At 33.3% G+C, this 25,703-nt stretch carries 28 protein-coding genes; 23 read left to right on the forward strand and 5 right to left on the reverse strand.

The window, feature by feature from the left end; genetic code table 11:
- From BM238_RS00350 to BM238_RS00440, 20 genes are all read left to right on the forward strand, one after another.
- On the forward strand, positions 1–696 hold the full coding sequence (locus BM238_RS00350) for a M48 family metallopeptidase (RefSeq protein ID WP_090078209.1): 696 nt from the start codon (positions 1–3) through the stop codon (positions 694–696).
- Between the two features lie 18 nt (positions 697–714).
- Positions 715–1,476 (forward strand): LytR/AlgR family response regulator transcription factor, encoded by a 762-nt coding sequence (locus BM238_RS00355; RefSeq protein ID WP_090078210.1) that lies wholly within the window; start codon positions 715–717, stop codon positions 1,474–1,476.
- Positions 1,477–1,605: 129 nt separating this feature from the next.
- Positions 1,606–2,652 (forward strand): AAA family ATPase, encoded by a 1,047-nt coding sequence (locus BM238_RS00360; RefSeq protein ID WP_177205401.1) that lies wholly within the window; start codon positions 1,606–1,608, stop codon positions 2,650–2,652.
- Between the two features lie 2 nt (positions 2,653–2,654).
- Positions 2,655–3,452, forward strand: a complete 798-nt coding sequence (locus tag BM238_RS00365) for a DUF7192 family protein (RefSeq protein WP_090078211.1) — start codon at positions 2,655–2,657, stop codon at positions 3,450–3,452.
- A 15-nt stretch (positions 3,453–3,467) separates the two neighbouring features.
- Positions 3,468–3,608, forward strand: coding sequence for a hypothetical protein (locus BM238_RS14330; protein ID WP_177205402.1), 141 nt, complete (start codon positions 3,468–3,470; stop codon positions 3,606–3,608).
- A gap of 111 nt (positions 3,609–3,719) precedes the next feature.
- Positions 3,720–4,256, forward strand: coding sequence for a C40 family peptidase (locus BM238_RS00370; protein ID WP_090078212.1), 537 nt, complete (start codon positions 3,720–3,722; stop codon positions 4,254–4,256).
- 190 nt (positions 4,257–4,446) lie between these two features.
- The gene (locus BM238_RS00375) at positions 4,447–5,259 is read left to right on the forward strand and encodes a 2,3,4,5-tetrahydropyridine-2,6-dicarboxylate N-succinyltransferase (RefSeq protein ID WP_090078213.1); all 813 of its coding nucleotides are present in this window, start codon (positions 4,447–4,449) and stop codon (positions 5,257–5,259) included.
- Between the two features lie 152 nt (positions 5,260–5,411).
- Entirely contained in the window at positions 5,412–6,584 is a 1,173-nt protein-coding gene (locus BM238_RS00380; RefSeq protein WP_090078214.1) for a glycosyltransferase family 87 protein, read from the forward strand.
- A gap of 17 nt (positions 6,585–6,601) precedes the next feature.
- Entirely contained in the window at positions 6,602–7,531 is a 930-nt protein-coding gene (locus BM238_RS00385; protein ID WP_090078215.1) for a glycosyltransferase family 2 protein, read from the forward strand.
- A 2-nt stretch (positions 7,532–7,533) separates the two neighbouring features.
- The gene (locus BM238_RS00390; protein ID WP_090078216.1) at positions 7,534–8,307 is read left to right on the forward strand and encodes a polysaccharide deacetylase family protein; all 774 of its coding nucleotides are present in this window, start codon (positions 7,534–7,536) and stop codon (positions 8,305–8,307) included.
- Positions 8,307–9,410 carry a glycosyltransferase family 4 protein gene (locus BM238_RS00395; protein WP_090078217.1) on the forward strand — a complete coding sequence of 368 codons (1,104 nt, stop codon included), beginning with the start codon at positions 8,307–8,309 and terminating at the stop codon, positions 9,408–9,410. Before BM238_RS00390 ends, BM238_RS00395 begins: the two co-directional genes overlap by 1 nt.
- Before the next feature lie 216 nt (positions 9,411–9,626).
- Entirely contained in the window at positions 9,627–10,484 is an 858-nt protein-coding gene (gene hisG / locus BM238_RS00400) for an ATP phosphoribosyltransferase (protein ID WP_090078218.1), read from the forward strand.
- 10 nt (positions 10,485–10,494) lie between these two features.
- Positions 10,495–11,793, forward strand: a complete 1,299-nt coding sequence (hisD, locus tag BM238_RS00405) for a histidinol dehydrogenase (RefSeq protein WP_090078219.1) — start codon at positions 10,495–10,497, stop codon at positions 11,791–11,793.
- Entirely contained in the window at positions 11,783–12,811 is a 1,029-nt protein-coding gene (hisC, locus tag BM238_RS00410) for a histidinol-phosphate transaminase (RefSeq protein ID WP_090078220.1), read from the forward strand. Before hisD ends, hisC begins: the two co-directional genes overlap by 11 nt.
- On the forward strand, positions 12,808–13,902 hold the full coding sequence (gene hisB, locus BM238_RS00415; RefSeq protein WP_090078221.1) for a bifunctional histidinol-phosphatase/imidazoleglycerol-phosphate dehydratase HisB: 1,095 nt from the start codon (positions 12,808–12,810) through the stop codon (positions 13,900–13,902). Before hisC ends, hisB begins: the two co-directional genes overlap by 4 nt.
- On the forward strand, positions 13,899–14,480 hold the full coding sequence (hisH, locus tag BM238_RS00420) for an imidazole glycerol phosphate synthase subunit HisH (protein ID WP_090078222.1): 582 nt from the start codon (positions 13,899–13,901) through the stop codon (positions 14,478–14,480). Before hisB ends, hisH begins: the two co-directional genes overlap by 4 nt.
- Complete coding sequence (gene hisA, locus BM238_RS00425; RefSeq protein WP_090078223.1) at positions 14,481–15,194, forward strand: 1-(5-phosphoribosyl)-5-[(5-phosphoribosylamino)methylideneamino]imidazole-4-carboxamide isomerase; 714 nt, start codon at positions 14,481–14,483, stop codon at positions 15,192–15,194.
- Positions 15,195–15,196: 2 nt separating this feature from the next.
- Positions 15,197–15,949 (forward strand): imidazole glycerol phosphate synthase subunit HisF, encoded by a 753-nt coding sequence (gene hisF, locus BM238_RS00430; RefSeq protein ID WP_090078224.1) that lies wholly within the window; start codon positions 15,197–15,199, stop codon positions 15,947–15,949.
- Entirely contained in the window at positions 15,946–16,536 is a 591-nt protein-coding gene (gene hisIE, locus BM238_RS00435; protein WP_090078225.1) for a bifunctional phosphoribosyl-AMP cyclohydrolase/phosphoribosyl-ATP diphosphatase HisIE, read from the forward strand. The genes hisF and hisIE overlap by 4 nt, the downstream gene beginning before the upstream one ends.
- 44 nt (positions 16,537–16,580) lie before the next feature.
- Entirely contained in the window at positions 16,581–17,018 is a 438-nt protein-coding gene (locus BM238_RS00440; RefSeq protein WP_090078226.1) for a hypothetical protein, read from the forward strand.
- Positions 17,019–17,095: 77 nt separating this feature from the next.
- Here the strand turns inward: BM238_RS00440 and BM238_RS00445 are convergent, their stop codons facing one another.
- The 5 genes from BM238_RS00445 to thrS all read right to left on the reverse strand — a co-directional run bounded on the left by BM238_RS00445 (position 17,096) and on the right by thrS (position 22,241).
- Positions 17,096–18,349: a M28 family metallopeptidase gene (locus BM238_RS00445; RefSeq protein WP_090078227.1), complete on the reverse strand. Its 1,254-nt coding sequence runs from the start codon at positions 18,347–18,349 to the stop codon at positions 17,096–17,098.
- A 245-nt stretch (positions 18,350–18,594) separates the two neighbouring features.
- A complete protein-coding gene (gene rplT, locus BM238_RS00450) occupies positions 18,595–18,939 on the reverse strand; it encodes a 50S ribosomal protein L20 (protein ID WP_090078228.1) in 345 nt (114 codons plus the stop codon).
- 121 nt (positions 18,940–19,060) lie between these two features.
- Positions 19,061–19,258, reverse strand: coding sequence for a 50S ribosomal protein L35 (gene rpmI / locus BM238_RS00455; protein WP_090078229.1), 198 nt, complete (start codon positions 19,256–19,258; stop codon positions 19,061–19,063).
- A 401-nt stretch (positions 19,259–19,659) separates the two neighbouring features.
- On the reverse strand, positions 19,660–20,220 hold the full coding sequence (gene infC, locus BM238_RS00465) for a translation initiation factor IF-3 (protein ID WP_090078231.1): 561 nt from the start codon (positions 20,218–20,220) through the stop codon (positions 19,660–19,662).
- Between the two features lie 101 nt (positions 20,221–20,321).
- A complete protein-coding gene (thrS, locus tag BM238_RS00470; protein ID WP_090078232.1) occupies positions 20,322–22,241 on the reverse strand; it encodes a threonine--tRNA ligase in 1,920 nt (639 codons plus the stop codon).
- A gap of 384 nt (positions 22,242–22,625) precedes the next feature.
- Between thrS and BM238_RS00475 the strand changes: the two genes are divergently transcribed.
- From BM238_RS00475 to BM238_RS00485, 3 genes are all read left to right on the forward strand, one after another.
- Positions 22,626–23,912, forward strand: a complete 1,287-nt coding sequence (locus tag BM238_RS00475) for an adenylosuccinate synthase (protein WP_090079065.1) — start codon at positions 22,626–22,628, stop codon at positions 23,910–23,912.
- Positions 23,913–24,128: 216 nt separating this feature from the next.
- Positions 24,129–24,317, forward strand: a complete 189-nt coding sequence (locus tag BM238_RS14270) for a hypothetical protein (RefSeq protein WP_143093325.1) — start codon at positions 24,129–24,131, stop codon at positions 24,315–24,317.
- The gene (locus BM238_RS00485; protein ID WP_090078234.1) at positions 24,314–25,702 is read left to right on the forward strand and encodes a DASH family cryptochrome; all 1,389 of its coding nucleotides are present in this window, start codon (positions 24,314–24,316) and stop codon (positions 25,700–25,702) included. The genes BM238_RS14270 and BM238_RS00485 overlap by 4 nt, the downstream gene beginning before the upstream one ends.
- Position 25,703 lies beyond the last annotated feature (1 nt).

Below are 25,703 nucleotides of genomic sequence, written 5' to 3' on the forward strand. Positions count from 1 at the left end.
ATGCGGACAGAGCATTTACAAATTGGTAGTTTAGAGGTTGAAGTAAAATTTAAACCTATTAAAAACCTGCACTTAAGTGTGCATCCACCTTTCGGAAATGTAACAGTTTCTTCACCAGAATTTTTTGATCTGGATAAGATTAAAGTTTATTTAATCACAAAAATCTCTTGGATAAAAAGAGAGCAGAATAAAATAGCAAGTCAGGAAAGAGAAGGTGAAAAATTAATGATTACGAGAGAAAGTCATTATTTTTTAGGGAAAAGATATTTGCTGAAAATTACAGAAGCCAAAAGAGCGTCTGTTAAAATTCACCATCAAGTCATAGAATTATTTTCTCCTGAACATTACACCACAGAACAGAAGCAGAAACAACTTAACAATTGGTATCGAAGAGAATTAAATACGGTTTTAGGTAAACTGCTAATGCACCATCTGCGAATCATGAATCTCACACTCGATACCTACTGTGTGCGAAAAATGAAAACTAAATGGGGAAGTTGCAACAATGAAAACAGCACACTCAATTTTAATATCGAATTAATTAAAAAACCAATGGATTGCATCGAATATATAGTTGTTCATGAATTGGTTCATTTGTTAGAAAGAAATCACAATAAGAATTTCATTATTTTGATGGATAAATATTTGCCAAATTGGAGAACACAGAAAAAAATTCTAAATGATTTGCCTTTATAATTTAAATATATTTATTCTATGCACCAAACCTACCGCATCGCCCTTCTCGAAGACAACACCAAACGACTGGATAAATTAGAATCTTACCTAAGTAAAATTCCCAATGTAGAAATTGTTTTAAAAAGCAAAACTTCTGATTATTTTCTTGATGAGGTTGGTTCTGCGCATCCCGATATTTTAATTGCAGATCTCAATTTAGGAAATGACAGCATGACAGGCATTGAAGTAGCGCAAGAAATCAAAATCCCGGTATTTTTTACCAGCAATAATCCTGAAAAATATGTGCGACAAATAGAACAATTAAAACGGGATGCCGATATTTGCGTAGATCATCTCACAAAACCTTTTAAAGAAGAAGAGTTTTCAAAAAGTTTCAAGCGTTTTTTGCAGGAAGTATCATTTTTCAATTCCCTTCAATATGTTTATCTGGATTTTAATAAAACCAAAAGAAACGCCATTGCTATTCACGAAATTGTGTATCTCTGTGCAGATAAAATGGCAGGTTCAGAATCCAACAATAAACAAATTCATTTTATCAATCGCGCCGCAGAAAACCTAATTGATTTTTCCTTTTCAAAAATGGAGCATAAAGGATTTTTAAAAACCCAGTTTGTTACTATTCACAAATCATTTAGGGTTAACAAAAAATACATCAAATGTTATCACAGAAAAGATGAAGAAGTAGAAATTACCATTTACGATGAGATTGGCAAGACAAAAAGTCACAGATTACCTGTGTCCGAAAATTACCATATTGTCATTAAAAAAGAGTTTGGTTAACCGCTCTTATTCTTCAAAAAAAACCTTTTGTTCCTGCGCTTCCGATGTTATTCTCGGAAGCGTATTTTTTTTATTTTCTGGATTTTGTTTTGCTAATAATTATGTATAACTAAAACAATAAAAATAATTATGGAAACGACAAGAAGTCAAAGAACTTCAAAATCTCAATCTCAAAAAAAGGGTAACATCATGATTGATTTTTTTCTAGATCAACATTTAGAAGATATAAAGAATAAAATTGCAGTGGATCTTCTATTTAAAATTGAAAAAGATTTTGAGCAAAGATTGAGAAGTAATTTGGGCAGAGTAAACAGCGAAATAAAAAAACTGATAACAAATAAAGATCTTATTAATGAAGATAGAAAAAATCTTCACAAGGAAATTGTTGATTTGAAGACAAAACTAGACTCAATTAGAAATTATAAAACAATAAGCATAAAAATACAGCATGATGATCAATTAAAAGATTTAGGTGCTCAGCATTATCAGTTTTCAAAATTACTACAATATGTGCAGACGAAAAATAATGTTTTTATGGTAGGTTCAGCGGGATCTGGTAAAACAACAGCTGCAGAAAATATTGCGAAAGCCCTTAATTTAGAATTTTATTTCACTGGTGCCATTACAAGTGAATTCAAATTAACTGGTTTTATGAATGCTCATGGTCAAATTGTTTCAACGCAATTTAGAAAAGCGTATGAAGAAGGAGGTGTGTTTCTTTTTGATGAAATTGATGCGAGTTTTCCTCAAGCAATTTTAGCATTCAATGCAGCATTGGCGAATAAGTTTATGGATTTTCCTGATGGGAGAATTAATAGGCACAAAGATTTTTATTGTATTGCGGCAGCAAATACTTTTGGTACTGGTGCAGATAGAAAATACGTGGGAAGAAATCAATTGGACGCTGCGAGTTTGGATCGATTTATTTTTCTATCATGGGAAATTGATGAGAACTTGGAACATCAATTAGCAAATAATACGGAATGGACAAACTATGTGCAAAAAGTAAGAAAAGCAGTCGCGAAAATTAGCGAAAGAGTAGTAGTAAGTCCAAGAGCTTCAATGATTGGTGCAGAATTATTACAACTAGGTATCAGTAGAGAAGAGGTCGAACAGGATGTTCTCTGGAAAGGACTTGATGCATCCAGAATTAAAATGATTAAAAATAATATTTAGTTATGAACAAATATGTACAATTTGATGACTTGCAGGACTTTTGGGATTTTTCCTTTAGAGAAAGTTCATCTCGCAATAAAAGTTCGCGAAATGCTGATTCTGATTGGTATGGTGATGTTTCTTGGACTGAAGCAAAAGTTTTGGCAAACTCAGGATGGATTGAAGGAATGAACGAAGTAAAAAAGATGAGCGTAGAATTATCTGAAATAATATGTTCTAAAATTGAAAAATGGATACCTGAATACACGTATGCAGGAAATATAATTGATATAGGAATGTTTCTAAGCAATTCACCAGAATACTTTATAATTAAAAATCCTACAGAGCAAGAACTAAGTGGCAAAATTGTGAAGTTAGTTTGTTCAATATCTTTTTTATGGCAAATAACACCACAAATTATAATTCAGAGAGGGGCGATGATTTGCGCATTGGTAGATGCATTAGAAATTTCGGGATATAGTTGCGAAATCATTATAAATCAAACAGCTACTTCTTATGGTGGAAAGTTTGAGGTGGATGTATGCGTAAAAAAAGCGCATCAATCTTTAAACATTACTGAGGTTGCATTTTGCTTGGCTCATCCAGCCATGTTGAGAAGATTTATGTTTTCGGTTGCAGAACTCGAAGGTTGGGCGGATTACGCTACGGCTTATGGATGTCCTGCAACAGCTACAGAAAAAGGTGATGTGTATATTGATGAAATATTTAGTTTGGTAGTTCCTAATTCAGAAGCTATAGAGTGGGTAATCACACAATTAAAAAAACAAGGAATTCAGATCAGCGATAATATTATTAATTAATTTAATTTTTAAACAATGAAACAAAAAATCACACCTCAAGAAAATGCTGCCAATATGCAAAATAAAAACAAAGGCACAAACGGCGTCAATGTCCAAAATGCTAAAAACGAAAGTAATAAAGCAAAACAATTAGAAGAAAATCGTAAAAAGAAATAACAACCAAGCCTGAGAAAATTTCTCGGGCTTTTTTATAAGTGTATAGAAGATAATTTTACATTTGGATAAACTCAAATTTTCACTAAATTTACCCATCTTTTAAAAAATTCTATGAAAAAAATACTTTTCCTTTTACCGCTCATTTTATTTCTCGCATCCTGTGGAAGTTCCAGCAAAGTGGTAAAACGCACACCGTATAAAAAGTCAGTGGTAAAAGAAGAAGGTTTAAAAACATTCAATTCCACTTTCCGTGGCGCTTTGGATGCACGGCGAAATGAACTTTTAAAAGATTCCGAAAAATACATTGGCGCGCCTTACAAATACGGCGGCAACACAAGTTCCGGCTTCGACTGTTCCGGCTACACCGTAAAAGTTTTTACCGAAAATAATGAGAATTTACCGCGCCGTTCGCAGGATCAGGCACAGGCAGGCGAGTCAGTTTCCGTACGACAAGTAGAGCCTGGAGACCTCGTTTTCTTTGCCACAGCCGGCGGAAACAATGTCACACATGTTGGAATTGTTCACGATATCGGCGATGACGGCGAGATAAAATTTATTCACGCGTCCACTTCAAAAGGCGTGATGATCTCTTCGCTCAATGAAAAATACTGGAACAAAGCCTTTCTTTTTGCACGCAGAGTGCTTTAAATTATATATAAAAGCAGGACTATTGAGAAATATAATTTACTGAAAAACTTTTAAAATAAAACCAAATTATTTGACAAAGTCAAAACCTTTGCAAACTCAAAAATGCCTTATAAGCAGTATGTTTTTAAATAAATCTTTGCGATATTTGCGCTTGAAATTTACAGAACTGAAATATTAAAATAAAAAATAAATGTCATTACAGGAAAGCATAGAAAATATCTGGGAAAATCGTGAATTATTAAAAGATTCAGATAGTCAGGCAAAAATCAGAGAAGTCATAAAAGCCTTGGATTTAGGCGAATTACGCGTTGCCGAACCAACAGAAAACGGCTGGCAAGTTAACGAATGGGTGAAAAAAGCCGTCGTAATGTATTTCCCGATTCAAAAAATGGAAACCATCGAAGTTGGCCCTTTTGAGTACCACGACAAAATGCCCTTAAAAAGAAATTATGCCGAAAAAGGCGTTCGCGTTGTGCCCAATGCAGTGGCCAGAGAAGGCGCTTTCATCGCGTCAGGCGTTATTTTGATGCCGTCGTACGTCAATATTGGCGCCTACGTAGATTCTGGAACCATGGTCGATACCTGGGCAACAGTGGGAAGTTGCGCGCAGATCGGTAAAAATGTGCATTTAAGCGGCGGTGTCGGTATTGGCGGCGTTTTAGAACCACTTCAGGCTGCGCCCGTAATTATTGAAGATGATGCGTTCATTGGTTCAAGATGTATCGTCGTAGAAGGCGTTCGCGTTGGGAAGGAAGCCGTTTTGGGCGCCAATGTTTGCCTTACGATGTCCACCAAAATTATCGACGTTACAGGAGATTCGCCGGTTGAAACGAAAGGTTACGTGCCGGAACGTTCGGTTGTCATTCCCGGAAGTTACACCAAAACTTTCCCCGCGGGAGATTTCCAGGTGCCGTGCGCTTTGATCATTGGAAAAAGAAAAGAATCAACCGATAAAAAAACTTCGTTAAATGACGCTTTACGTGAAAATAACGTCGCAGTTTAAGATTTAAAGAAGATTTATTTGGGCAGCTTTTTCCGTCCTCCACTCCCAATCTTTTTTTCAAATGCAAAAAAAGGATTTCCGTTCAGGCCGGGCTGCAGATCGTCGCTGTTTTTAAAGTGATTTTATAAAAACAAATATTTTCATCCAAAGAAATGTTGAAAGAGAAATTTCTAAAATTCATATCAAATCCCAAAATTATTTTTGGGATTTATTTGGTAGTTTCTTTAATTTCCGCCGTCGCAAAATACTTCCGCGGACCGATTGCTTACAACAATTATCTTTTATTCAAGAACGTTTTTCTCAGCAGTTTAAGATCCGAAAATATTTTCCAGCAGCACCAGGATCTTTTTTTTGATTCCAATCATTACGGTGTTTTTTTTGGTGTGCTCATAGCACCGTTTGCTTTGTTGCCGGATTGGCTCGGCATGCCACTTTGGAATGTCGCGAATGCTTTTGTTTTTGTTTTCGCCTTAAGCAAATTACCCATTTCAAATATTAAAAAATCCTTCGTCGCCTGGCTTTGTCTGCAGGAATTTATTACGGCAGCCTTAAGCGTTCAATTCAACATCGCTTTAACTGGTTTGCTCGTTTTATCAATGGTTTACATTTATGAAAAAAAAGAAACAAAATCTGCACTGGCAATTCTGATCGGGTTTTTCGTTAAACTCTACGGCATTGTTGGGCTTTCCGGCTTTTTCTTTATCAAAAACAAATGGAAATTTATATTGTCATTTGCCGTAATTTTTCTCGTCTTTCTAATTTTGCCAATGTTGTATTCCAGTCCACATTTTGGCTTGCAGTCTTATCAGGATTGGTACATTTCGTTATCCGGTAAAAATATTGAAAATGAGTCACTAACCTCGATGCAGGATTTTTCTTTAATGGGAATTGTACGCCGTGTTTTAGGTGATGCAACTATTTCAAATCTTTATTTTTTAATTCCTGGCGTTATTATTTTTGCCTTGCCTTATTTAAGGATCAAACAATACAAAGAAGTCGCGTTTCAGTTGATGATCTTATGTTCTACGCTTTTGTTCATCGTTTTATTTAGTTCAAGTTCAGAATCGCCAACATTTATAATTGCAGTCACCGGCGTAATGATCTGGTTTATCATTCAAAAAGAAAAAACACCATTTGTAATTTTCCTTTTGATCTTCGTTCTGATTTTAACCTGTTTTTCAACTTCAGATCTTTTTCCAAAAAATATTAAGCAACTTTATATCAAAAAATATTCATTAAAAGCCTTACCATGTGTATTCGTTTGGTTCCGAATAATTTATGAATTAATGGTAAAAAATTTCCGCAAAGATTACAGTTTAAATTAATTTTATTAAAATCACTGATGAAAAAAATCTCAATTGTAATTCCGGCTTTTAATGAAGAGCAAAATATTCCGCTTATTCATCAAAAAATAAGCGAAGTTTTTTCTGCTTTGCCGACTTATAATTTTGAAATTATTTTCGTTAATGACGGCAGCAGAGATCAGACACAAAATGTTTTAGAAAATCTCTCATCACAATTTCCTGAAGTTAAATATTTAGAATTTTCCCGTAATTTTGGTCATCAGCCGGCCGTAAAAGCTGGAATTGATTATTCGAATTCGAACGCGGTAATTTCTATGGACGCAGATTTACAACATCCGGCTGAGTTAATTCCTGAAATGATATCTGCCTGGGAAGAAGGTTTTGATATTGTTTACACAATTAGGAAATATCCGAAAGAAATTTCCAGATTTAAAAGAAAAACGTCAGATTATTTTTACAAATTTTTATCGAAAATCTCAGATGTCGATATGACGACCGGTGGCGGCTCAGACTTTCGTTTAATGGACGCTTCCGTGGTTGATGTCATGAGAAATATGCAGGAATCTGATCTGTTTTTACGCGGACTTTCCACCTGGATGGGTTTTAAACAAAAAGGCATAAAATTTACCGCTAATGAAAGATTTCATGGTGAAAGCAGTTACAATTTAAATAAAATGATGAAATTTGCTTTTACAGGAATCACAGCTTTTAGCGTAAAACCTCTTTACCTAGCAGCTTATTTGGGTTTTTTCTTTTCACTTTTATCAGTCGTTATTTATATTCCTTACGTTTTACACGCTTTTTTTGCCGGCACAGAAATTTCCGGTTGGGCTTCACTGATCATGACCGTCGTTTTCTTTGGCGGATTACAATTGGTTATTTTGGGGATTTTCGGCATTTATTTAGGAAAAATTTTTAAACAGGTTAAAGAAAGACCAAACTATATTATCCGCAGTAAAAATTTTTAAAAATGGTCTTATTATCCTTTGACATTGAAGAATTTGATATGCCTTTTGAATACAAAGGCGAAATTTCTTTTGAAAAACAAATAGAAATTTCAAGAAATGGCTTAATTTCAATTTTAGAACTTTTGAAAAAACACAATGCAAAAGCCACATTTTTTTCTACCGTTATATTTGCCAAAGAAAATCAGGATTTAGTTAAAAAATTACTTTCCGAAGGACATGAATTGGCTTCTCACACTTGGTTTCACTCAAAATTTGAAGTTGAAGATTTAAAAAAATCAAGATTAGAATTAAGCCAATTATTTGAAACAGAAGTAAAAGGTTTGCGAATGCCAAGATTATCGCCAGTTGCTGTAAAAGATGTGGTAGAAGCAGGTTATTCTTATAATTCTTCCATAAATCCGACTTATTTGCCAGGAAGATATGATAACAGAAAAGTGTCTCGAACTTATTTTAAAGAAAATAATTTATTGCAAATTCCAGCCACAGTTTCTACCTATTTTCGCATTCCTTTATTTTGGTTGAGTTTTCACAATTTTCCTTTAAGTATCTATAAAATTTTATCTAAAATAGCCTTGAAAAAAGACGGCTATCTAAATCTTTATTTTCATCCGTGGGAATTTTCAGATATAAAAAATCCTGAATTCAAATTACCAAATTTCACCACAAAAAACACTGGAAATCAAATGATAGAAAGGTTTGACAATTATTTATCTTTTCTAAATAATATTGGTGAAACATTTTCAACACTTCAGGAATTTCAAAATAAAGTTAAATAATGAAAATTGCTTTTGACGCCAAACGTTTTTTTCACAACAATTCAGGTCTGGGAAATTATTCCCGCGATCACGTTCGTATTTTAGCGGAACATTTCCCTGAAAATCAATTTGTACTTTTAGAGCAAAAAAAATCAGAGCGCGGAAAAGCAATTTTAAATTTTAAAAATGTTTTTTTTCATCAAATAAAATCTGGGAAATTTGCCCGTCAATTGAAATTCGGTAAAACTTCACAGGAAATCAATTCAGATATTTTTCATGGTTTATCTGGCGAATTACCTTTAAAATGGAACAAAAAACCAATCAAAAAAATTGTCACAATTCACGATTTAATTTTTGTTCGTTATCCTCAATTTTATTCTTTTTTCGATCGTAAAATTCACTTTTGGAAGTTTAAAAATGCCTGCGATCAAGCCGATTTAATCATTGCAATTTCCGAGCAAACAAAACGCGATATTATTGAATTTTTGAAAATTCCCGCAGAAAAAATTAAAGTCGTTTACCAAGGTTGCCACCAGACTTTTAAAGAAAAAAAATCAGAAGAATTTTTAACAGAAACCAGATTAAAATTTAATTTACCCGAAAAATTTATTTTAAACGTCGGGACGATCGAACCAAGAAAAAATCTATTAAACATTGTAAAAACAATTCTTGGAACAAAAGTGAATTTGGTAGTTATCGGCAAAAAGACGAAATATTTTAATAAAATTGAGCAGTTTATTTTAAAAAATAATCTTAAGAATCAGGTCTATTTTTTAGAAAATGTTTCGATGGAAGAACTCTCTGCAATTTATCAATTAGCCGATATTTTTGTTTATCCAAGTTTATTTGAAGGTTTCGGAATTCCGGTTATAGAAGCCTTATTTTCCAAAACTCCCGTTATCACAAGTAATTCCAGTTCGCTTCCAGAAGCAGGCGGAAAAAATTCCCTTTATGTAAATCCGGAAAGTGTAGAAGATTTAAGATCAAAAATTTCATTTCTCTGGAATAATGAATCCGAGCGACAACGCCTTTCAGAAAATGGATTTGAATATGTTCAAAAATTCACAGACGAAAAAATTGCGGCAAATTTAATGAAGGTTTACTTGGAAGTTTTAGAAAATTAGTAAGAAATTAGTTGTCAGTTAAAAAATTATTTTTCATCTTTGCCAAAGAATTTACAAATGAAAGTAACAACAGTTTTAAACCATCATCATCATCTTACCAAAAAGGCGAGTTGATTAGTTATGTTTTAAAAACAAAATAATAATATTAAACCGTCTGAACAAGATGGTTTTTTTATTTAAAGATCAAAAATTTGTTCAGACACATTCTTAAAATAAATGAACAAATTAAAAATTGCCATTCAAAAAAGCGGCAGACTCAGCGAAAAATCTTTAGAACTTTTAAGGGAATGCGGAATTAATTTCCCTGATTTTAAAAGTAAGCTAAAAAATTCTGCAACCAATTTCCCTTTAGAAATCCTTTTTCTTCGCGATGATGATATTCCAAAATATGTGGAACAAAACATCGTAGATATCGGCATTATCGGTGAAAATGAAGTATTAGAGCAGGATAAAAATATTAATGTCATTAAGAAATTAGGTTTTGCGAAATGCCGTTTATCTCTTGCCGTTACAAATGATTCATCCTGCGAAGATTTAAGTTATTTTAAGGGAAAAAAAATCGCCACAAGTTATCCCAACATTTTAGCGAAATTTTTTGAAAAAGAAGGATTTGTTCCGGAGATCACTGAAATTTCTGGCAGTGTGGAAATCGCGCCAAGTATTGGTCTTGCAGACGCAATTGCAGATCTGGTAAGTTCCGGCGGAACACTTTTGCACAATGGTTTAAAGGAAGTTTTTGAAGTTTTAAAAAGTGAAGCCGTGATGGTTTCTAATCCAAATTTGAAACCTGAAGTTTTAGAAATTTTAGAAAAATTATTATTTAGAATTCAGGCGGTTTTAAATTCGCGCGAGAATAAATACATTTTGCTAAACGCACCAACCAAATCATTGCCGGACATCATCAAGGCTTTACCGGGAATCAAATCACCAACAGTTTTGCCTTTGGCAGATCCGGAGTGGAGTAGTATTCATTCTGTTGTCCGCGAAAGTGATTTTTGGGAAGTAATCGATGAACTGAAAAAATATGGTGCAGAAGGAATTTTAGTAATTCCTATTGAAAAAATGGTGCTTTAAAATATTAATGATGACACAAAATATATTTAAATTTCCGGCAAAAAGTGAATGGCAAAGTTTGTTAACAAGACCGACTTTGGAAAAGAAAAATCTACGGGAATTGGTTCAGGATATTTTTTCAGAAGTAAAATTAAATGGTGATTCTGCTTTACAAGATTTTTCTGAAAAATTTGATGGAGTTAAAATTGAGCAATTTTCAGTTTCAAATGAAGAAATCGAGAATGCATCGGCTGAAGTTTCTGAAGATTTAAAAAATGCCATCAAACAGGCAAAAGATAATATTTTAAAATTTCACAATTCTCAAAAAAACGAAATCAATAAAATTGAAACCCAACCCGGAATTTCCTGCTGGCGAGAAAGTCGCGCAATTGAAAACGTCGGTTTGTATATTCCTGGCGGAACCGCGCCACTTTTTTCCACGATTTTAATGTTGGCAATTCCGGCTAAAATTGCTGGTTGTAAAAATATTATTTTGTGCACGCCACCACAAAAAGACGGAAAAATTAATCCAGTGATTTTGTTTACGGCACAACTTTGCGGAGTCGAAAAAATATATAAAGTTGGTGGTGCGCAAGCAATCGCTGCTTTAACTTTTGGAACTGAAACTGTTCCTAAAGTAGATAAAATTTTTGGTCCGGGAAATCAATATGTAACCGCTGCCAAAGAATTGGCCGTTGACAATGGAGTTGCGATCGATATGCCTGCAGGTCCAAGTGAAGTTTTGGTCATCGCAGATTCTTCTGCAAATCCGGAATTTTGTGCGGCAGATCTATTGTCTCAGGCGGAACATGGAATTGATTCTCAAGTTATTTTTATTGCGACAGATGAGACTATTTTTGAAAAAACTTTAGAAGAAATAAATTTACAGGTTGAAGAATTACCAAGAAATGAAATTGCTAAAAAAGCCTTAGAAAACAGTCGGTTTATTTTGTTAGATTCTGTTGAAAATGCTTTGGAGTTTAGTAATCTTTATGCGCCTGAACACTTAATTTTATCAATAGAAAATCCGGAAAATTACATCGATTTGATCGTTAATGCAGGTTCTGTTTTTCTTGGAAATTACAGTCCGGAAGCAGCCGGTGATTATGCAACCGGAACTAATCACACTTTGCCAACAAACGGTTTTGCGAGAAATTACAGCGGCGTTTCCCTCGATAGTTTTGTGAAAAAAATCACGTTTCAAAATTTAACAGAAATTGGTTTAAAAAATATTGGAAAATCTGTAGAATTAATGGCCGAGGCGGAAGGTTTATTTGCCCACAAAAATGCAGTTTCACTTCGATTAAAATCATTAGAAAATGGAATTTAAATTAGAAAATTTTGTTCGTCCAAATATTTTGGATCTGAAACCTTATAACAGCTTACGCGAAAGTTTTACCGATGAAGATTTAATTTTACTTGAAGCCAACGAAAATCCTTTTGGAAAATTTAACCGTTATCCGGATTCTAAAAGTGTGAAATTAAGACAAAAATTTTCAGAAATTAATGACGTAAAACCAGAACAGATTTTTATCGGAAATGGAAGCGATGAATTGATTGATTTAATTATTAGAGCATTTGGAATTCCCGGTAAAGATTCAATAATGGTGATGAATCCGAGTTTTGTGATGTATGAATTTTATGGGAAAGTAAATGATTTAAAAGTTGAAAAATTGAATTTAAATCAGGATTTTCAAATTGATAAGGAAGATTTTGATTCACAAATTAAAACTTCAAAATCGAAACTTTTATTCCTCTGTTCACCGAATAATCCGACAGGAAATTCTATTGCAAATTTAGAATACTTTATTTCAAATTTCAATGGAATCGTCGTTGTTGATGAAGCGTACATTGAGTTTTCAAAAGAGATTTCAGCGGTATGTTTATTAGATAAATATCCAAATCTGATTGTTTTAAAAACCTTGTCAAAAGCCTTTGGTATGGCGGGTTTAAGAATTGGAATTGGGTTTGCGTCCAAAGAAATTTCAGATTTAATTACGACGATGAAACCTCCTTATAACGTAAGTTCAGAAAATCAGAATTTAGCATTAGAAAATCTTTCTAACGATGAAAATTTTGAGGAAAATCTTAATTTAATTTTAAGCGAAAGAGATCAATTAAAGGAGGAATTAGTAGATTTAAAAATTGTGAGCAAAATTTATAATTCAGACTGTAATTTTTTGTTGATCGAATTTGAAAATGTAGAATTGGTCTATAAAAAGCTGTTGGAAAATAAAATTTTTACCAGTTTGCGCCATCCAGCTATTGAGAAATGTTTAAGAATTAATGTAGGAAATCCATCGGAAAATGACAGTTTAGTATCAGTTTTAAATCAATTAAGTAAATGAAAAAAGTATTATTTATAGACCGCGACGGCACAATAATTTTAGAACCGCCAACAGATTTTCAGGTAGATTCTCTTGAAAAATTAGAATTTTATCCTAAAGTTTTACAAAATTTAGCAAAAATTGTCAATGAACTGGATTATGAATTGGTGATGGTAACCAATCAGGATGGTTTGGGAACGGAAAGTTTTCCACAAAAAGATTTTGATTTGCCACACCAAAAAATGCTTGACACTTTAAAAAATGAAGGAATTTTGTTCTCAGAACAATTAATTGATGATAGTTTTGAAAAAGACAATTCTCCGAACAGAAAACCACGTTTGGGAATGTTGCAAAAATACATTCACGGTAATTATGATTTAGCAAATTCTTACGTGATTGGCGATAGAAAAACGGATGTCGAATTAGCAAAAAATTTGGGTTCAAAATCAATTTTTATTGGTGTAGAAAATTTTGCAGAAGCGACATTAACTACGAATTCCTGGAACCAGATTTACCAATATTTAAAAGAAATTCCACGCAGATCTAAAGTCATTAGAAACACCAATGAAACTAAAATTGAGATTGAGTTAAATCTTGATGGTTCAGGAAAATCCAATATTAATACAGGTTTAGCGTTTTTTGACCACATGCTCGAACAAATTTCAAAACATGGAAATTTTGATTTAAATGTAAAAGTTGACGGCGATTTGCAGGTTGATGAACACCACACAATTGAAGATACCGCGATAGTTTTAGGCGAATGTTTTTTACTGGCTTTAGGAACTAAAAAAGGTATTGAAAGATATGCGTTTTTGTTGCCGATGGATGATTGTTTGGCACAAATTGCACTCGACTTTGGTGGTAGAAACTGGCTGGTTTGGGACGTTGAATTTAAACGGGAAAAAATTGGTGAGATGCCGACAGAAATGTTTTATCACTTTTTTAAATCATTTTCTGATGCGTCAAAATCGAATATTAATATCAAATGTGAAGGCGAAAACGAACACCATAAGATTGAATCAATTTTCAAGGCTTTTGCTAAAGTTTTAAAAGCAGCAGTGAAAAAAGATGAAAATAATTTTTCAATTCCAAGTACTAAAGGTTCTTTATGATCGCAATAATTGATTACGGCGCTGGAAATATAAAATCTGTGCAAAACGCCGTAGAAAAGTTGGGTTTTGAAACCATCTTAACCTCAGATTTTGATGAAATTAGAAATGCTGAAAAAGTTATTTTTCCCGGTGTTGGAGAGGCTTCCACGGCTATGAAGTTTTTAAAGGAGAAAAAATTGGAGCAGTTAATTCCGACTTTAAAACAACCATTTTTAGGAATTTGCCTAGGTCAGCAATTACTTTGTCAATTTTCTGAAGAAGGCGAAACTGAGTGTTTGGGGATTTTTGATGTAAACGTTAAAAAATTTCCTACAACTCAAATTGTTCCGCACATGGGTTGGAATAATTTAGAAAAAACTGACAGCAAAATATTAAAAAACGTTTTAAACGAAGACAATTTTTACTTTGTTCACAGTTATTATTGTGAAATTGGAAAAGAAACAAGTTCAGTTTGTGATTATATTTTACCGTTCAGCGCGACATTAGAGAAAAATAATTTTTATGGAACTCAGTTTCATCCGGAAAAATCTGGTGATGTTGGGTCTAAAATTCTTGAAAACTTTTTAAATTTAAATTAAATGCGAATAATTCCTGCAATCGACATTATCGACGGAAAATGCGTTCGTCTTTCAAAAGGCGATTACGATACAAAGAAAATTTACAATGAAAATCCGGTCGAAGTCGCCAAAGAGTTTGAAGCAAACGGAATCAAATATCTTCACTTAGTTGATTTGGATGGCGCCAAATCTGGCAAAATTATTAATGCAGCAGTTCTTGAAAATATTGCTAAAAACACTAATCTAATTATTGATTTTGGTGGCGGCATAAAATCGGACGAAGCCATTGAAACTGCTTTTAATGCAGGTGCAAATCAAATTACGATTGGAAGTGTTGCCGTTGCAGACCAAGAAAAATGTATTAGTTGGATTGCAAAATACGGTGCAGAAAAAATTATTTTGGGTGCTGATTGTTTGGACAGAAAAATTAAAACTTCAGGTTGGCTAGAAAGTTCAGATTTAGATGTAATTGATTTTATAAAGAACTATAAAAATTTGGGTTTAAATGATGTAATTTGTACCGATATATCGAAAGACGGAATGCTTGAAGGTGCTTCGAATGAGTTATATAAAGAGATTTTGAGTCATGTTGAAATTAATTTAATTGCAAGTGGCGGTGTTTCTAATATTGAAGATTTAGAACAATTAAAAATAATTGGTTGTAGTGGTGCAATTGTTGGAAAGGCTTTCTATGAGGGAAAAATCACTTTTAAAGATCTTCAAAAATTCCTTTAAATATGTTAAAAAAAAGAATAATTCCATGTTTGGATATTAAAGATGGAAGAACCGTGAAAGGAATTAATTTTGTTGGACTTCGTGATGCGGGAAATCCAGTGGAATTGGCAAAAAAATATTCTGAACAAGGTGCAGATGAATTGGTTTTTTTAGATATTTCTGCAACAGATGAAAAACGAAAAACTTTAATTCATTTAGTCGAAGAATTGAGTATAGAAATCAATATTCCGTTTACAGTTGGTGGTGGAATTTCAACATTAAATGATGTCGATCTTTTGCTAAAAGCAGGTGCAGACAAGGTTTCCCTAAATTCTTCAGTGGTTAAAAATCCAAATTTAATTAAAGAAATTTCTCAGAGATTTGGAAATCAATGTGTAGTAGTCGCGGTCGATTCTAAACAAATTGAAGATCAGGATTTTGTTTTCGTCAATGGTGGAAAAATTAAAACTGAACTTCATACTTTAGACTGGGTCAAACGAGCGGAAGAACTTGGCGCAGGTGAAATTCTTTTGACTTCAATGGATTTTGATGGCACGAAGCAAGGTTTTGATGTTAGACTTTTAAAACAAGTTTCGGAAATTTGTAATCTACCTTTAATTGCTTCCGGCGGTGCAGGAAAAATTGAAGATTTCACGGAAGTTTTTACCCAAACAAATGCAACAGGTGCTTTGGCTGCAAGTATTTTTCATTTTGGAGAAATTGAAATTCCTGACTTAAAATTAAATTTAAAAAATAATAGAATAGCAATAAGATGAACATAGATTTTGAAAAAGGAGATGGTTTAGTTCCTGTGATTGTGCAGGATTCTGCGAGTTTACAGGTTTTGATGTTAGGTTACATGAATAATGAAGCCTACGAAAAAACGCTTGATGATGGCAGAGTTCATTTTTTTAGCAGAAGTAAAAATAGATTATGGCTAAAAGGCGAAACTTCAAATAATTTTCTTTATGTAAAAGAAATTAAAAAAGATTGTGATTCTGATGCGCTGCTGATTTTAGCCAAACCAACCGATGTTGTTTGTCACACGGGAAGTTTTTCTTGTTTTGGAGAAAAAAATACCAAAGGTTTTGTTTATGAGTTAGAACAGAAAATTTCACAAAGAATCGACGACAAAACTGAAAACTCTTATACTTACGATTTATTTAAAAGAGGTATCAACAAAGTCGCCCAGAAAGTAGGAGAGGAAGCCGTAGAACTTGTTATAGAAGCAAAAGACAATAACGATGATTTATTTTTAAACGAAGCCGCAGATTTGATGTACCATTATTTAATATTGCTGAAAGCAAAGAATTTTAAACTGGAAGATGTTGAGAAAGTATTGCTAGAACGCAATAAAAAATAGAGAAAATTAAAAATTTTTGTAGATTTGAAAATAAATGATCTTTTATGAAAAAACTATATACATGTTTAATATTTTTTAATTCTGTTTTTATTCTTGCTCAAAATTTAGAGGCTCAAAAAGCCGCAATCAATGCTGCATCTATAGCTGGTAACAATGAATTAGCTTCGGAAATCACGCTTAATACACTCCAAAGAAAAGCCAATGAAAATAAAAGTGCGAATATGAGAATTTTAGATGATGGTTTTGAACTTAATTTTTCTCAAAAGGCTCGCTTAGATAATAATTTAAAAGCAAAACTTGAAGAGCAAAAAAACTTAAACGAGAAAGTTAAAAGTAGTATCTCTAGTTCTGAAAAAGAACAGTTAGAATCGAAACTTAAAAAAAACAATTTAAAAATTTCTGAATTATCTTCTAAACTTGAAAAAAATAGTTCGGAACTACTTGATTTGCAGAAAGAATATAATAGACTTAACTTAAAATAAAATAGTATTCAGCAAATAATGAATATTAAAAATCCCCGAGAAAACTCCGGGATTTTTTGTTGTTTACAAGTCAAAAATCATTTTTGGATAACTACTGTTTCAAAAACACTTTGTTTTGATGTCTTTAGAATTACATAATAAATACCGTTTTTTAATTTTGAAGTATTTATTTGTTTTTTGTTATTATCTTTTATCAAGACCTTTCCACTAGGTTCTATAAGGGTTATTTCATATTTGTCTGTGTTAGGAACAGTGATATTTATAACTTCTTTCGCGGGATTAGGATAAATCTTGAAATTGTTAAAATCTTTAGCTTCAGTTGTTGCTAACACTGCACTATTTGTGTCAGCTTCAGAAAAATGTTGCATTGCCCCTAAAGCTGCTTTTGTAGTTTGAACTAAATACGGATAGGAAACATTTGCTGCAATGTCGGTACTTTTATGATAAGTTGGGTTAGGTTCAATTACTCCGCCACTCGCGTCAGTCATCCTTTCATAAAAACCGGTAATCACAAATCCTTTATTTTCAAAAGGCATATAATCTGATGAGTAGGCGTTGGAGAATAAACCGGTAAGATTTGAATATAAAGGTACACAATTCTTTAATTGTGTCGTCATTACTAAACTTTCTGCATCGTTTGAACTTTGTGTACCGGTTGTAACATTATTATATTTATCTGCTTCACAAGTGATACTGTTATTTGTTAAAGAGGTGTTACCACCAACCATATCAAGATTAAACATTACTTTTATACTTGTGCCGTTTGGTAAACTGTTGGCGTACTGTGTACTTCCAAACAAGCCGCCTGATACGCCATTGTAAGTTCCGGATTCTTCTGCATTAAAAAAAATAAATTTCACAGTGTAGTTCGTATTTACATTTTTTAAGATCCTTGCCGTTTCCAAAATTGCAGCGACCCCACTCAAGTTGTCGTTAGCACCAACTCCCGCAGCAACGCTGTCAAAGTGTCCACCCATTATGACAAAAGTGTTTTTCTTTTGGGCATCAACACCAATTTTGGTCAAAATCAAATTTAGAATTGGCTTTGCCGTTGTTCCAACATTTTGAATAACCATATCTGCATCAGTGTAGCCAAAAGTTTTGAGTTTTGCCACAATGTAATCTAAAGCTGCTTTATTATTACTGTAGTAATTAGTATAGGAAGCAGTGCTTCCAAGATGTCTTATGCCTTTGGAAACCAAATCTGCGTTATAAGTTTGTAAGTTTGTTTGCAATACAAGATCAGCCCTGTTTTTATATTCCTGTGTGAATGTTTGAGAAAAACCCATTACTGATAATGCCAAAAGTGAAGGGTATAGAATTTTTTTCATTTAATTAATTTTCATCAAATGTAGTAAAAAAACTTAAATAACTATTTATTATTATTAAATTGATAATAATCATTTTCATATATTTATGTAATTTAAAAATCGTTTATTTTAAAAATAAATTGAATATTCAAAGCATTTTTACGTGAATATTACTTTAAAAAATATCAATAAATTTTCTAACTAAAACAAAAAAAATCCCGAAGAAAACTTCGGGATTTTTTATATTGATAACAAAAATTCTTAATTTATTTTACTTGATCTACGATTGCTTTGAAAGCTTCAGGATGATTCATTGCTAAATCTGCTAAAACTTTTCTGTTCAACTCAATGTTGCTCTTTTTCAAAGCGCCCATAAACTGGCTGTAAGACATTCCGTATTCTCTTGCACCCGCGTTGATACGCATGATCCAAAGGCTTCTGAAATTTCTTTTCTTCTCTTTTCTACCACGGTAAGCATATTCCATTGCTTTGTGTACCGCATTCTTGGCAACAGTCCATACATTCTTTCTTCTACCGAAAAAACCTTTGGCTTGTTTCATTAATTTTTTTCTACGCGCTCTGGACGCTACAGAATTTACTGATCTTGGCATAATTAAATTTGTTTTTTTGAAAAGGGCGGCAAACTATTTCATTGCACTTATTTGCACCGTTTCAGGGTTAAATTTTATTGAAATTTTTGAATTTCTATAAACCGGTTGAGATTTATAAAAACTACTTTAAAGCTAATTGACGTAAAACACTTTTCGTATCCACTTTCGCAACGTAAGAAGTCTGCGTAAGATTTCTCTTTTGCTTCGTTTCTTTTTTAGTTAAAATGTGGCTTTTAAAAGCACCTTTTCTTTTAATTTTACCAGTTCCGGTAAGCTTAAAACGCTTTTTAGCACCTGATTTAGTTTTTAATTTTGGCATTTTGCTTAATTTATATATTTGTTATCAATATCTCTTCACGATGCAAACGCCTTCAAACAGAAATGTTCACATTTTTTCAGACTGCAAAAGTACAAAAATTTGTGCAACTTTCTGCAACATCTGCCACACTTTTACATTGAAATTTAAGTCAATTCTTAATATTAGAATATTTTTGGAGCAAGCAAGTTTGTCAATTGTTCGAAGATCAGTCCGGCTTTCCACTATATCTTTTTCTTTTTTGGCAAAAAAAAGAAAAAGATATAGTGGAAAGCCGGGCTAAAAAGAAGAGTTATGTTTCTTTGAAAGTAAGAGAAAACTAAGATTTTATGAAAATCATTTATATTTTAAAACAAAAAAGAGACCCAAAAAAAGTCTCTTTAAATATTTATAAAAGCAAAAATTTATTTTGCTGGTTTCTTTGGGCTCATCATCATGATCATTCTTTTTCCTTCCAGTTTAGGAAGTTGATCAACTTTGCCAATATGTTCTAATTCCTGAGCTAGTTTCAATAGTAAAATCTCACCCTGATCTTTAAAAACAATTGAACGGCCTTTAAAGAAAACGTAAGTTTTCAGTTTAGAACCTTCTTCCAAAAATTTCTCAGCGTGTTTTTTCTTGAAATCGTAATCGTGATCATCCGTTTGTGGACCGAAACGTATTTCTTTTACAACAACTTTTACCTGCTTGGCTTTAAGTTCTTTGGTTTTCTTTTTTTGTTCGTAAAGAAATTTCTTATAATCTAAAATCCGACTGATGAATGGTTCAGACTTATCTGAAATCACTACTAAGTCCAATTCCTGATCTCTCGCAATTTGCTTTGCTTTTTCCAGTGGATAAACACCTGGTTCCACATTATCGCCAACAAGACGTACTTCTCGTGCTCGGATTTTATCATTTATTTGATGTAAATCTTCCTGTACGCGTCTCTGTGGACCTCTGCTATTAAATCGTTTTAGTGCTATGGTTGTATAATTTTAAAGTTAATTCTTGTCATTGCGAGCGTAGCGAAGCAATCCGTTACAACTCTCTTTATATGTCTTTTTTTTTTAAAAATTGCGAAAATCTAAACTTTCGCTTCTTTTAAAAAATAATTTGCGAAGTCTTCTATGCTCATTTCGCCTAGATCGCCTTCGCCGCGTTTTCTAACAGAAACCGTGCCGTTTACCTCTTCATTTTCGCCTACTACAAGCATAAATGGTAACTTCTGCAATTCTGCGTCTCTTATCTTTTTTCCGGTTTTCTCATTTCGGTCATCAATAAGTCCGTAAATATCGTGATTTTCTAACAATTGTGAAACTTTTTTCGCATAATCTACATATTTTTCACTAATTGGTAAAATCGTAAACTGATCCGGCGCCAACCAAAGTGGAAAATCACCCGCTGTATTTTCTAATAAAATCGCGATGAAACGTTCCATAGAGCCAAACGGCGCTCTGTGAATCATCACCGGACGGTGTTTTTCATTATCACTTCCATTGTACCAAAGATCAAAACGTTCGGGTAAATTGTAATCAACCTGAATGGTTCCCAACTGCCATTTTCTTCCCAAAGCATCTTTCACCATGAAATCTAATTTTGGTCCGTAAAATGCTGCTTCACCGTATTCTATAACTGTGGTCAGATTTTTCTCTTTTGCTGCGGTAATAATTGCAGTTTCGGCTTTTTCCCAATTTTCATCAGAACCGATGTATTTTTCTTTATTGTCAGGGTCACGCAAAGAAATTTGAGTCACGAAATCTTCAAATCCTAAAGATTTAAATACATAAAGTGTCAAATCGATTACTTTTTTAAACTCTTCCATCAGTTGATCCGGCGTACAGAAAATATGCGCATCATCCTGAGTAAAACCACGAACTCTCGTTAAACCGTGTAATTCACCAGATTGTTCATATCTATAAACTGTTCCAAATTCTGCGTAGCGTTTCGGCAGATCTTTGTAAGACCATTGTGAAGTTTTGTAAATCTCACAATGGTGCGGACAATTCATGGGTTTCAGCATAAATTCTTCACCTTCGTTTGGTGTTTTAATGGGCTGAAAACTATCTGCGCCATATTTATCCCAATGTCCGGAAGTGACATATAATTCCTTCGAACCAATGTGCGGCGTCATTACAAATTCGTAACCGCCTTTTTTCTGTGCTTTTGAAAGAAATTCTTCCAGTTTTTTTCTTAAAGCCGTTCCTTTTGGTAACCACAAAGGCAAACCTTGTCCCACTTTTTCTGAGAAAGCAAAAATGCCTAATTCTTTACCTAATTTTCGGTGATCGCGGCGTTTCGCTTCTTCTAATCTTTCTAAATATTCTGTTAGATCTTTTTGTTTTGGGAAAGAAATACCGTAAACTCTTGTTAGTTGTTTGTTTTTTTCACTTCCTCTCCAATATGCGCCCGCTGCATTCAACACTTTTACCGCTTTTACAATTCCAGTTCCTGGAATGTGACCGCCACGACAGAGATCAACAAAATCTTCGTGTTTTACAAAAGTAATTTCACCATCATTTAAATTGGTAATTAATTCCTCTTTATATGGATTGTCAGCGTATTCTTTTAAGGCGTCCGCTTTAGAAACCGGATATTTTTCAAACGTTGAATTTAATCTTGCGTGTTCAAGCATTTTCTTTTCGATCTTTTCAAAGTCTTTTTCAGATAAAACTTCGTCACCAAAATCTACGTCATAATAGAAACCTTGCTCAATTGCAGGTCCGATCGTCAGTTTTGCATTTGGATAAAAATCTAAAATCGCTTGCGCTAAAAGATGCGCTGAAGAATGCCAGAATGCTTTTTTTCCTAAATCATCATTCCACGTTAAAAGTTGCACCGTAGAATCTTCTGTTATTGGCGTCGTCGTTTCTACCTGCGTTCCGTCCACAATAGCGGATATTACGTTTCTCGCCAAACCTTCACTGATGGATTTTGCGATGTCGATAGGCGTTGTGGCCTGGTCAAATTCTCTGATGCTTCCGTCTGGAAGTGTGATCTTAATCATATATAATTATTGAAGCGCAAATTTACGAAAATTCTTTAGTTAAAATCGGGTGGAAATTTGAGTATTGTTATCACAATTTGCACTGAAAAATTCTCTACCTCGAATGAGACAAATTTGTAATACTTATCAATATTTTGTTTTCCTGAATAATAATGCTTGCTTAAAGTTTTTATGAAAAATTTTCAATTTCGCGAAACTTGTAACTAGCCCCGATGGGAACGGCATCCTTTTTTGACGCGAGCGAAGCGAGCGCCAAAAAAGATATAGTGGACAGCGGGATTAGCTTCTAAAAATCTGACAAATAATTTAAAAATTATCAACTCTAATTTGCCGACTTTATATATTAAAACTAAATTTGTAGAAATCCAAAAAATAAAGGAAAATATGGCAACTTATGTGGTAGTTGGTCTTCAGTACGGCGACGAGGGAAAGGGTAAAATTACCGATGTTCTTTCTGCTAAATCTGATTATGTAGTGCGTTTTCAGGGCGGTGACAATGCGGGACACACCGTTTATGTAGGCGAGGAAAAGTTTGTGCTGCATCTTTTGCCATCCGGCGTTTTGCAGTGTAAAGGAAAATGCGTGATCGCAAATGGAGTGGTGGTGAACCCGAAAGCGTTTCTTAGCGAAATCAAGCAAATTGAGGACAAAAATATGAGAACGGATCACGTTTTTATTTCCCGAAGAGCGCATGTAATTATGCCATATCACATATTATTAGACACTTACCGCGAGGAAGAAGAGGGTGGCACTTTTATCGGGACGACGAAAAAAGGAATTGGACCTTGCTACGAAGATAAAATTGCAAGGGTTGGAATAAGAATGATCGATCTTTTGAATCCTGAAGTTTTAGCGGAAAAAATTAAGAAAAATCTGAAGATTAAAAATTCGCTTTTCGAGAAATATTTTGAGAAACCGACGTTGGATTTTAATACGGTTTATAAGGAATTTTTAGAATTAGGTGAAAAATTAAAAGACCGAATCGTAGATACCGAATTTGAATTAAATGAAGCGATCCACGACGGTAAAAATATTTTATTTGAAGGCGCGCAGGCGGCAATGCTTGATATTGATTTTGGAACTTATCCTTTTGTAACGTCATCTTCGCCTACAACTGGCGGCGTTTGTACGGGTGCAGGCGTTCCGCCAACAAGTCTGCAAAATTTAATTGGTGTGGCAAAAGCGTACACAACCAGAGTTGGCGAAGGACCTTTTCCAACGGAATTAGATAACGAATTAGGCGAAAAAATCAGACAAATTGGTTTTGAATTTGGTGCCACAACTGGAAGACCGAGAAGAACGGGTTGGTTGGATTTAGTTTCGCTAAAACACGCGTGTATGATCAACGGAATTAATAATTTAGTGATCACAAAACTGGATGTTTTATCAGGAATTTATCCTTTAAAAATAGCGACTAAATACAAAACTGAAGATGGAAAAATCATAGATTATTTTACTTCTTCTACGACAAAACTTTACAATTACGAACCGATTTTTGAAGAATTGGAAGGTTGGGAAGAAGATCTTACAAAAGTGACTTCTTATGAAGAATTACCGAAAAATGCGCAGAAATATATTGAGTTTATTGAGAAATATTTAGGAATTAATGTTTATCTGGTTTCTGTGGGACCGGAAAGAAATCAGAATATTATTCGGAAGGAGTTGTTTTAGCATCTTAATTTTAGAAATAATCCGAAAATTATGAAAAAAGTTATTTTTAAAAATTTGTGTTTTTTTTATGGATTAATTATTTTCATAATAATTCTTTTACTTCTAAATCTTGTTACAATTTTTTCAACTTTTGAAATAAAAATCTTATTACCAATTATTATACAGACTTTACTTTTAGTATTAATATTTGAAAAACATATAATTTTAAAACTAATATTGAAAATTTGGAGTGGGATCTTTTTTATTGCTGCATTTGGAATGAAGCTTTTTGGAATGTTTTTAAAAGATATTTCTTACGATTTTCAAACTTTTAATATCCAAAAGTATCTTTTGCCAACTTTTATGTTACTGATTGGAGTATTAATTTTCGTTTTAACTGACAAAACTGTTGAAAAAGTAAAATGAAAAAAGGTCTCGTCTGGTTTAAAAATGATCTGCGGCTTCACGATAATGAAGTCTTGATAAAAGCCATAGAAGAATGTGACGAACTTATTTTCTGTTATAGTATTGAGAGAACTCTTTTTGAAAAAATCATTTATGGTTTTCGAAAAGCAGACATCAATCGCTTTAAATTTTTAGAACAATCGCTTTTAAATCTGCAGGAAAATCTGGAAAAATTAGACGGCCATTTAATTATTGGTGAAAATTCTGCTTTGGAAACTTTGCCAGAATTGGTTGAGAAATATAAGATCAGCAATATTTATGCGGAAGAAGAATATGCAAGTGAAGAATTAAATTTAATTAAGGAAATAAAAGCAAAAATTCCTGATGTCAATTTTAATTTTTTTTGGGGCAAAACGCTTTATCATAAAGATGATATTCCGTTTACAATTGATAAAATTCCTTTAACTAGTAAGGCCTACAGAATTCCTGCAGGCAAAGAATCTGAACCGCGGAAAACTTTTGACAGCCCAAAAGAATTAAAAGCTTTTAAAAAAGTAAAAAGCACGAAATTCCCTTCCTATAAAGATTATGGTTTTACGAAAAAGGAATATGATTCCGCAAAACCATTTCTGGAAGGTGGCGAAACTTTAGCCTTGGAAAGACTTCAATATTATACTTTTAAATCTGAACTTTTAACCGGTTATCGATGGAGCAGAAACCGATCTGACGGTTTGGATTACAGTTCAAAATTCTCACATTATTTAGCTTTGGGTTGTATTTCGCCACGACAAATTTTTAGAACTGTAAAAGAGTACGAAGAGAAGATAAAGAAAAATCAAAGTACTTGGTGGTTGATTTTTGAATTGGTTTGGCGGGATTATTTTACCTTTAAAGGAATGCGTTTCGGCGATGAAATATTTTTTACAAAAGGTTATAAAAATAAAGAAATTGAATGGGAAAATGATCCCGAAAAGTTTAAAAGATGGTGCGATGGAACGACAGGAATTCCTTTTATTGATGCGCATATGCGACAGTTAAATGAAACTGGATATATGAGTAATCGCGGAAGGGTAAATTGTGCGAGTTATTTCGTCCACGACTTAAAAATCGACTGGACTTGGGGCGCTTCTTATTTTGAAAGTAAATTGATCGATTACGACGTGAGCTCCAACTGGATGAATTGGCACATGCAGGCGTTTGAGATTTGGTACACCAATCCTGTTCATCAACAAAATAAATATAAAGCGCAGGATTTTATTAGAAAATGGATCCCTGAATTAAAAGATACCAATAATATTGAAGCATTAATTCCGTGGCAGTTTAATTTTCCTGATTATCCACAACCAATTGAAGTTTTTAAAAAATGGACAAGAGCCATTAATTTAATTGAGAAATTGAAACCTTAAA

The organism is Halpernia frigidisoli, assembly GCF_900113805.1.
GTDB lineage: Bacteria > Bacteroidota > Bacteroidia > Flavobacteriales > Weeksellaceae > Halpernia > Halpernia frigidisoli.

Excerpts from the sequence above, each read along its gene's own strand:
- BM238_RS00350 (WP_090078209.1), top strand. The coding sequence starts at position 1 with ATGCGGACAGAGCATTTACAAATTGGTAGTTTAGAGGTTGAAGTAAAA.
- BM238_RS00355 (WP_090078210.1), top strand. The coding sequence starts at position 715 with ATGCACCAAACCTACCGCATCGCCCTTCTCGAAGACAACACCAAACGA.
- BM238_RS00360 (WP_177205401.1), top strand. The coding sequence starts at position 1,606 with ATGGAAACGACAAGAAGTCAAAGAACTTCAAAATCTCAATCTCAAAAA.
- BM238_RS00365 (WP_090078211.1), top strand. The coding sequence starts at position 2,655 with ATGAACAAATATGTACAATTTGATGACTTGCAGGACTTTTGGGATTTT.
- BM238_RS14330 (WP_177205402.1), top strand. The coding sequence starts at position 3,468 with ATGAAACAAAAAATCACACCTCAAGAAAATGCTGCCAATATGCAAAAT.
- BM238_RS00370 (WP_090078212.1), top strand. The coding sequence starts at position 3,720 with ATGAAAAAAATACTTTTCCTTTTACCGCTCATTTTATTTCTCGCATCC.
- BM238_RS00375 (WP_090078213.1), top strand. The coding sequence starts at position 4,447 with ATGTCATTACAGGAAAGCATAGAAAATATCTGGGAAAATCGTGAATTA.
- BM238_RS00380 (WP_090078214.1), top strand. The coding sequence starts at position 5,412 with ATGTTGAAAGAGAAATTTCTAAAATTCATATCAAATCCCAAAATTATT.
- BM238_RS00385 (WP_090078215.1), top strand. The coding sequence starts at position 6,602 with ATGAAAAAAATCTCAATTGTAATTCCGGCTTTTAATGAAGAGCAAAAT.
- BM238_RS00390 (WP_090078216.1), top strand. The coding sequence starts at position 7,534 with ATGGTCTTATTATCCTTTGACATTGAAGAATTTGATATGCCTTTTGAA.
- BM238_RS00395 (WP_090078217.1), top strand. The coding sequence starts at position 8,307 with ATGAAAATTGCTTTTGACGCCAAACGTTTTTTTCACAACAATTCAGGT.
- hisG (WP_090078218.1), top strand. The coding sequence starts at position 9,627 with ATGAACAAATTAAAAATTGCCATTCAAAAAAGCGGCAGACTCAGCGAA.
- hisD (WP_090078219.1), top strand. The coding sequence starts at position 10,495 with ATGACACAAAATATATTTAAATTTCCGGCAAAAAGTGAATGGCAAAGT.
- hisC (WP_090078220.1), top strand. The coding sequence starts at position 11,783 with ATGGAATTTAAATTAGAAAATTTTGTTCGTCCAAATATTTTGGATCTG.
- hisB (WP_090078221.1), top strand. The coding sequence starts at position 12,808 with ATGAAAAAAGTATTATTTATAGACCGCGACGGCACAATAATTTTAGAA.
- hisH (WP_090078222.1), top strand. The coding sequence starts at position 13,899 with ATGATCGCAATAATTGATTACGGCGCTGGAAATATAAAATCTGTGCAA.
- hisA (WP_090078223.1), top strand. The coding sequence starts at position 14,481 with ATGCGAATAATTCCTGCAATCGACATTATCGACGGAAAATGCGTTCGT.
- hisF (WP_090078224.1), top strand. The coding sequence starts at position 15,197 with ATGTTAAAAAAAAGAATAATTCCATGTTTGGATATTAAAGATGGAAGA.
- hisIE (WP_090078225.1), top strand. The coding sequence starts at position 15,946 with ATGAACATAGATTTTGAAAAAGGAGATGGTTTAGTTCCTGTGATTGTG.
- BM238_RS00440 (WP_090078226.1), top strand. The coding sequence starts at position 16,581 with ATGAAAAAACTATATACATGTTTAATATTTTTTAATTCTGTTTTTATT.
- BM238_RS00445 (WP_090078227.1), bottom strand. The coding sequence starts at position 18,349 with ATGAAAAAAATTCTATACCCTTCACTTTTGGCATTATCAGTAATGGGT.
- rplT (WP_090078228.1), bottom strand. The coding sequence starts at position 18,939 with ATGCCAAGATCAGTAAATTCTGTAGCGTCCAGAGCGCGTAGAAAAAAA.
- rpmI (WP_090078229.1), bottom strand. The coding sequence starts at position 19,258 with ATGCCAAAATTAAAAACTAAATCAGGTGCTAAAAAGCGTTTTAAGCTT.
- thrS (WP_090078232.1), bottom strand. The coding sequence starts at position 22,241 with ATGATTAAGATCACACTTCCAGACGGAAGCATCAGAGAATTTGACCAG.
- BM238_RS00475 (WP_090079065.1), top strand. The coding sequence starts at position 22,626 with ATGGCAACTTATGTGGTAGTTGGTCTTCAGTACGGCGACGAGGGAAAG.
- BM238_RS00485 (WP_090078234.1), top strand. The coding sequence starts at position 24,314 with ATGAAAAAAGGTCTCGTCTGGTTTAAAAATGATCTGCGGCTTCACGAT.